Annotated in this window: 5 protein-coding genes; all 5 read left to right on the forward strand. The window is 39.0% G+C overall.

Annotation, left to right across the window (positions count from 1 at the left end):
• The first annotated feature begins 279 nt into the window (after nt 1–279).
• Nucleotides 280–756, forward strand: coding sequence for a hypothetical protein (locus PL8927_RS00005; protein ID WP_083616277.1), 477 nt, complete (start codon nt 280–282; stop codon nt 754–756).
• Complete coding sequence (locus PL8927_RS00010; RefSeq protein ID WP_083616279.1) at nt 756–2,249, forward strand: FtsZ/tubulin family protein; 1,494 nt, start codon at nt 756–758, stop codon at nt 2,247–2,249. The genes PL8927_RS00005 and PL8927_RS00010 overlap by 1 nt, the downstream gene beginning before the upstream one ends.
• Before the next feature lie 14 nt (nt 2,250–2,263).
• Entirely contained in the window at nt 2,264–5,503 is a 3,240-nt protein-coding gene (locus tag PL8927_RS28285) for a cell division protein FtsA (protein ID WP_083616281.1), read from the forward strand.
• Nucleotides 5,504–5,619: 116 nt separating this feature from the next.
• Nucleotides 5,620–6,558 carry a hypothetical protein gene (locus PL8927_RS00020; RefSeq protein WP_083616283.1) on the forward strand — a complete coding sequence of 313 codons (939 nt, stop codon included), beginning with the start codon at nt 5,620–5,622 and terminating at the stop codon, nt 6,556–6,558.
• A 19-nt stretch (nt 6,559–6,577) separates the two neighbouring features.
• The coding region (locus PL8927_RS00025) for a hypothetical protein (protein ID WP_156093044.1) at nt 6,578–7,555 on the forward strand (978 nt) is incomplete at its 3' end.

The raw sequence follows: 7,555 nt of genomic DNA on the forward strand, positions 1-7,555 counted from the left end.
TTGATAACATTGGCAAAGCTAACATTACCCTAGAAATAGGAGGGGGAGAAATCCCCAAACCCAATTAAACGCCCAACCGAGGCGGGTCTAAGCAGAACAATATCGGTAGCCTCAATCCTGTAATCCCAGCAGGTATGCCGGGGAGTTTCGCCACTTCTGAGGCACAACGGTTTACTCCAAACCACAAGAATTCACTATGTTGCATAGACCCCGCCCTGCCTTTCCTCTCACCGCCAAGCTGAGTACAGCTATGGCGGGAGTCGACCGGGAGGAAGAAAGATGAAAGCAGGCGAAATAATTCGTGTTATTGTTTTTAGCCTGATCGGGGCTGTTTTAATGTTCTGGGTACAGCCCTTACTTTATCAAAGTAGAATAATTCGGCTCGCTGATGTTCCTAGAATTGAGGCTTGGGTGAGTAATTATTACATGATTGCAGCGGCTATCGTCTTTGCTGTGTCACTAATATCAACTGTAATTTGGTGCGTAATGGCTGCTTTAGCACCGCATCATAAAGGAAACCATGTGGATAAGTGGTCATTAATCTGGTGGATAATTGGCATCTTTCCAGTTGTGAGTATTTGTGTAGCTATCGGTTTTTTTAAGGGCAGTAATGATGCTCTTTTGTCTTTAACAGCCTTATTCATTTTTGATATTTTGTTGATTTATTGGTGGATAACTGCAACAAGTACGCCAGGGCTTTTAATGTATATTCCTCCCTTGGCAATCCCACTGCGCCGTTTAATAGGAGATAGCTAATGTCAATATATATTATTGGAATTGGTGGAACTGGAGCTAAATGTGTTGAGGCGATCGCCCAACTTGCTGCTATCGGTTTATTTAATGAACAGCCTCTCAAGGTATTGTTTATAGATGCCGATGAGACGAATGGAAATCTCAATCGCGCCCGTAGCAGCCTGAGTAGTTATCAAAGATGCTATGAATTAGTGTCGGGGGGTGATAAACAGCAATGCCCTTGGATGAAAACCCCCATTGAGTCTTTTGATTTGTGGTCGCCCTTTGCCGAACAAAGTTTCAATAAAGAACTGAAAACATTTTTTAACTACAATACCCTTAAACAAAACCAACCCACGTTAGGCAATCTATTCGATGTTCTTTATACCAAAGAAGAACGAGAAGCTAACTTAGATGTTGGGTTTCGGGGGCGACCTGCCATTGGTTCAGCCGTCATGAGTCAGGTAGATTTAGACCGATTAGATCAGGAACCTTGGGGAAGATTTATTCAGCAGATTCAGACAGATACCAGTAGCGGGAAAAATCCCAAAGTCTTTCTCTGTGGATCAATTTTTGGGGGAACCGGAGCTTCTGGATTACCCACAATTGCTCGTCTGATTGATAATAAGTTAAAAAAAATTAATATCCGCGATCGGGTTCAAATCGGTTGTTTATTCGCCTTACCCTATTTTGGGTTCTCCGCCACCCCCGATGAAGACCCTAATGGGATCTATGCCCGCTCCGAGCAGTTTTTACTCAATACTGAAGCGGCTCTCCGGTATTATGTTACCCAAGGTCAAGTCATTTTTGATACAGTTTATCTTTTGGGAAATGAAAACTTCTCAACGGTTAAATTTAGTATTGGCAAAAATGATCAATGTAACGATCCCCACTTCATTGAGCTATACGCTGGATTAGCCGCACGACAGTTTTTGTTGAAACCTCCCAGCCAAAAAGGGGCTGTCGTCTTAATCAGCCGAAAGAATATGGGACATCTAACCTGGAACGATATTCCCGAACAAGGGGAAGTCAAGCCCAATTTGGTGAACGCCACCCGGTTTGCCTATACTTGGTTAGCTGAAATCGCGCCCGAATTAGCGAATGCGAAGCAACAGGGAGTAGATCGGTTCCAAAGACTAGCACCTTGGCTCACCAAATTCTTCCGTCCTGCCAAATCACAAGCTAATCTGCCGGAATTTTCTGACTTAAAGCAACAGGAGGCAATTGGGATTATCAGCAACTGGTGTGAAAATTATTTGCGCTGGCTCACTGAAATTCACAAATGTACCGGAGATAGCATTGAATTATTTAATGTTAGTGCTTTTGATGATCTCAACTCAGAACTGAAGGGAGAAGAACTACCGAATTTAGTGATTGGGGACAACCGAGATAAAAGTCGAAAATCACAAGATACTCCCAAAAAAATTAAAGAACGGTTAAATCCCAGTGTAGTCACCCCCCCTAATCAAGGCACTGTGGGACTGGCTAAAGCTGTATATCTTTTATGTAAACTCTAGTGGAGAAATTGTTTATGACTTTCTTAATCTTGCCGAAATTAAAACAAAATAGTGACGTTAGACCCAGTGATGAGGCGGGAAAATGGGATGCTCAAGCCCCAAAAACTTTTCAGGATGTTGCTTCTAGTTTAGATTACAAATCTCCGGGCCGAGTCAAGAGCGTGAGTTCTGTCCCGACAATGTGGGCGCGTCCCCTGTCGATAGAAATGGCTTTACATAACTCCGGCTATCCCATTCGTGCCGAATTAATTGAGCAATGGCAAGGAATGTTGGCAGCACTCGCCTTAGCGGAGATCCGAGGATTTCCCCTATTGGCTCAATTGCTAGATTTAGAGAATTTAAGGGATCAAAAAAATTCCTTTGCCCGCTCTCTGTACGAACTTTTACCAGATCCCGTTAACGCCCTCTACACTCTCGACGGGAAAAATCCTTGGCAAGATGTCTATGTATTCTTATGGGACGGAAATCCTGTCGGAATGACCAGCCCCAGTACCTTAGTTGTTCCGTCTGAGGAAGGCAAATGGGAAGGTCTTCCCTGGTGGAACCGTCAAGAGAGCAGATTAGAAACTCCTCATCGCTATCTCAACATCAGTGAGAAAGGCTTGTTGTGGCGCTGGTTAGAAAATTTGCGAAAGGAACTAAATAACCATAAAGGTCAGCCAGAAGCCCTCGATATGATGAGAGGTTTATTAGATGAGTTTCGAGATAGCTTGGGAGCTTATCCACAGCAAAACTTAAGTTTGAGTGATGATCCTCAATTTTTTGGAGTCGAGCTTAATAAAGGGGTGCTAAGAGGTCTTAACAAACCGGTTAAATCCCAGCCGAAAGCTTCCTGTGTGCGTTTAATTCCCAGCCCCGACAAGCCAAAAGTTCGAGACTTACTGATTATTGATCCAGAAATTGCCAAAGCTTGGGACGAAAAATCTCAAAATATTTGGGTTTATGAGAACAAAACTCTAGCATCATTAAATATTGAAGATCTAAAAACTGGAAAAATCCTGTGGAACAACGTTGAATGTCTTGAATCCAAAGATTTATTTTTGCCAAAATTCACTTTTATTGACCTAGAGGATGCCCTACCTGGAGCTTTTTTACCCAATACCAATCAGTTGAATTTTAATGGAAAAAAAATCACACCGTTAATTCCCCTTAATCCCATTCTGCTGAACTATCTTACTCCTGAAGACTTAATTAAACGGATTCAAATCACACCGATTAATGGCAGTGAAGGGCCTTTGGTACGGGTTGTTCTGGATTTGCCACTTTCCGGCTTGAAGAATGATGACAAACAACCTCAAAACTATCGGATTTTCAAGGATTATCCCATTCAAGAAGAAAACGCCTTAACTGAAGTTCCCGTCTTAGAATTGTGGCCTAATTTCCGGGCTGAAAATTGGAAAGAATACTATGCTTTTTACTACGACGTAGAAAATGGTGAGGAAACTTTCCAAGTTAGCTTTCCTGAAGCCCAAAATCCTCATCTGTTCCAAGATCGTAGAGGGAATTATCAAATCGCTCGATTAGAAGAATTTCCTAGCTTTATTACCTGCCAAAATCCGGCTAGAATACCGATAGGTTTAATCCTTCTAAAAACTCCTGAAAAAATTCAACTAACAGCTTCGTGGAAAGTCGGGGTAGATTTTGGAACTTCTTTTACAAATGTTTATGTCAACAGAAAAGATATCGTCGAACCCTTACCCCTAGAAAACCTCCATCTCAAGGTAACGGAAGTTCAAGTTGACACTCGCAATCCTGTTCTGTTTGAATACTTTATTCCAGAAAGTTTTATTCCGCCTGAAAAGCCTTTACCCCTTTCTAGTGTTCTCACAACACGAGGGAAACCTCTTTCTATTCCAAATCAAGATCGCCAAGATCGCCCCATTTATGACGGGAGAATTTACATTCCAGATAGGAAAAGATTTGAGCCCCAACAAAACTGGATGGAGACGGATCTCAAATGGAAAAACCTGATCTTGAATCTTCTATTTCTGAAACATTTAGCCCTACATATTACAGCGTTAGCTGCAAAAAATGGGGTGCGGGAGATTCAGTGGTCATTTTCCTATCCCTCTGCTTTTTCTAATGGAGATAAATCTCGGTATGCCCAAAGTTGGCAGCGATTAACCGAGGGTTTAGAAGCTCAAACAGGGATTCGGCAATTATGCCCAGCAGTTAGCGATTTAGACTCCTTCCGAACGGAAAGTTTAGCAATTGCTCAATATTTTGCTGACCAAGAAGATTATAACCTGGTTGCTTCTACTTGTATTGACATGGGAGGTGGCACTTCAGATATCTCAATTTGGCAAGATAACCAGTTAGTTCATCAGTGTTCAGTCCTTTTAGCAGGGAGGGATTTATTCTCGCAATTTTTAGAATTAAATCCCACTTTTTTTTCTAATAGATTAGAAGTTGATTCTCAAGATTGGCAGGGATTAAAAGAGGGTAAGTTTAATGCCAAACTAGATGTCTTTTTACGTTTAGAAGGAGAAAGTTGGCTGAAAAATAAAAGACATGAAGTTGAAGACCAGGAAGACTTCTTAGGGTTCTTAGGACTCATGGCTCTGGGGTTTTCAGGATTGTACTATTATGTTGGAACCCTTTTGGGAGTTCTTTATAATGAAGGAAAGTACAATAGAAATGAAATCACACCTGTATATATGGGGGGAAATGGCTCCCGATTATTACATTGGTTAGCCATAGGAGGTCAGTTTGATAAAGATTCCGAAGTGAATCAGTTATTTAGTTGGATGTTAAGCAAAGGTTCTGGTTTTCCTGATACAGAAGAAATCACCCGATTGAGTCAGAAACCTAAAGATGAAGTGGCTTGTGGGCTAGTTTTGGAAAGAACTAAGCTCACAGGGCTAAGAAAAAAAGATAAAGATCCCTTGATAGCTGGAGAAAATTGTGAAGTCAATGGAACCTTAATTGATTGGAGAGACCGTTTAGAGTTGGATGGGAATATTCAGGAATTTAAAGTTTCTGAATTTGAACAACTTCGGAACTTCTTGGATGAGTTCAATTTAGCCTTGAGAGAGTTAAACATTGATGGACTAAAGCCGATGAAAAACTACAGTCCTGGTGTGGGTTTAGAGCCAAGCTATAGTGATAAACTCTGGCGGGAAATCCAGAAAGAGCTAACGAAGGTGACACTGACGATTAAAGGGGAGGCAGATAATATTCGGGTGGAACCCCCATTCATTTTAGGGTTGAAAGCATTGTTGCGGGTTCTAGGTAAAGAGTGGGCGGGTAAATGATACCGTTTGAGTGTGGGTGTCTGATATTGTAGTAGAGGCTCACACTCAAAGTACAAGCTAAAACTTAAGTTAAAATTTTGTCTTAATTACTCAGATATTCAAGGAGCATGACACCCATGCCACAATGTCCAATTTGTCATACTGAATATGAATCCTCGCAGGACAACAACAGTTGTTCGGACTGTGGATGGCCATTTAGTGGTACGGTACAACAATATCAAGAATGGGGAGAAGGTTTTTTTGAAAAGTTTCTTGTAATTAAAACCAAATTATCATTAGAACAAGAATCATCATCTGGAGAATCAGATGATGATTGCGAGGCTTCAGAAGAGGAATCCTCAGAAGAGAGTAAAGATAATAAAAAATTTATAGAAGATATTTTCTTTATATTCCCTCAGATAAAATATCTAGTAAATCATCAAGATAAGATAGAATATCTAGTAAATCATCAAGATGAGATAGATACTATACTTAAAGAGTTTCCTGAATTGAAGAACAATATTGAAAAACAACGTCCTCCATTAGTCACTAATGATTCATTGGTAAGTGATTCTGATTTAGAATCTTGGGATGATCTGGGTTTACCCCCCCCTAAAACAGTGTCAACCTCAGAGCCAGGTTTTGCTGGCTTAGATATCTTGAATAAATCAGAAACTTCCCCAATGAGTCTTGAGCCAACGGAGCAAAAAATTATAACTGATTATAATTCCAACCCCAAGCAATTTGGGCAATCATCTTTAGAGGTTGGAATTACAGAAAAAACCTTTAGCAATCAACGTCTTGGTTCTCAGGAAAAAATTACTTTTCAACCCGAAATAAGAGGAACATATTGGATATTTGGAGACTCAGGATATTTTTATTTATTAATTAACAAAACTACTAAAATAAATCAGTTTAACTTTGATTATATTAAGGAAGTATTTGATTGTTATAACGAGAAAGAAAATCAAAATTATAAAAACTTTAAACTGGTCAAACCTGCTCAAGTGTCAAAGTTAAATCAAGGAGGTGAATTGTTTCAGCTAGAACAGAAAGGAACCTTAGAATTCTATTAATTAAATTAGGAGGATTGTTATGAATAAAAGCAGTTACACAAAATTATTTCTGACTTTAGCTTTAAGCTTAAATTTATTAGGAGGTTGCGAATTTTCTCAAGAATTCGAGCCTCAAAATAACACAAGTGGAACTAAGGATCAGGTAAAAAAATCTGAAAAAACTAATCAAGAACAACTCAAAAAAAGAGTTGAAGAGATTGACATAGCATATAAAACATATCTCGAATCTCAAAATAAATTTATTGAAAGCTTTAATCAACAGGGTTTTAATCCAGATGCGATACCAGAGACTGTAAATACTAAAGATAGTTATGAGAAACTTCTTCAATTAAATCAAGCTATTACACAACTCCAAAATGAAATAAAACCCTTACAAACAACAGAATCTAATACAATCAGTAATATCATTAGTGATATAGAGAAACTAATTCAAGATCTTTCTGATCAAGTGATCAGTCCTTTAAAAAATAAATTAACAACAGACGCAGTAGGAAAAGTTCAAGTCAGTTTAGGGGTTTTGACAGGACAAGATACTTCTGGGAAAGGGAAGTTTGGCCCTATTACTAGCTCCGGTGTTGAAAATTTTTTAACAGATAAAAGTCAAAACATAACGGAAAAAATTAGTCAGTTGAAACAAGCTATTAGTCCGACTTCTTCAACAACTTCACAACCTTCAACTTCACAAGGAGCTTCGAGTTCAAATTTTCAAAGATTAGAAAAAGAATTTAATAGTTTAAAACTAGAATTTAACAGTTTTAAACGAGAAGCTAATGAGCGGGCAAAACAGCAAGATTCAAGAATATTTTTCTGGACGACGTGTATCCAATTAATTATGATGGCTTTGTTTATATTTCTCTTAATAATAGGGTTAAAACTCAATAGAAAGCCTAGAAGAAATCCTGAAAATAAAATAACTTCTGGAGTAAGTTCACAAGAATCTAAAGACCAGGTTCCTTATAAATATCAGGAGTTGGAAGCAAAATATAATAATTTGGAA

The organism is Planktothrix serta PCC 8927 (genome assembly GCF_900010725.2).
GTDB lineage: Bacteria > Cyanobacteriota > Cyanobacteriia > Cyanobacteriales > Microcoleaceae > Planktothrix > Planktothrix serta.

What these genes read in the sequence shown, in the direction of transcription:
- PL8927_RS00005 (WP_083616277.1), top strand. Translation starts at nt 280, where the DNA reads ATGAAAGCAGGCGAAATAATTCGTGTTATTGTTTTTAGCCTGATCGGG.
- PL8927_RS28285 (WP_083616281.1), top strand. Translation starts at nt 2,264, where the DNA reads ATGACTTTCTTAATCTTGCCGAAATTAAAACAAAATAGTGACGTTAGA.
- PL8927_RS00020 (WP_083616283.1), top strand. Translation starts at nt 5,620, where the DNA reads ATGCCACAATGTCCAATTTGTCATACTGAATATGAATCCTCGCAGGAC.
- PL8927_RS00010 (WP_083616279.1), top strand. Translation starts at nt 756, where the DNA reads ATGTCAATATATATTATTGGAATTGGTGGAACTGGAGCTAAATGTGTT.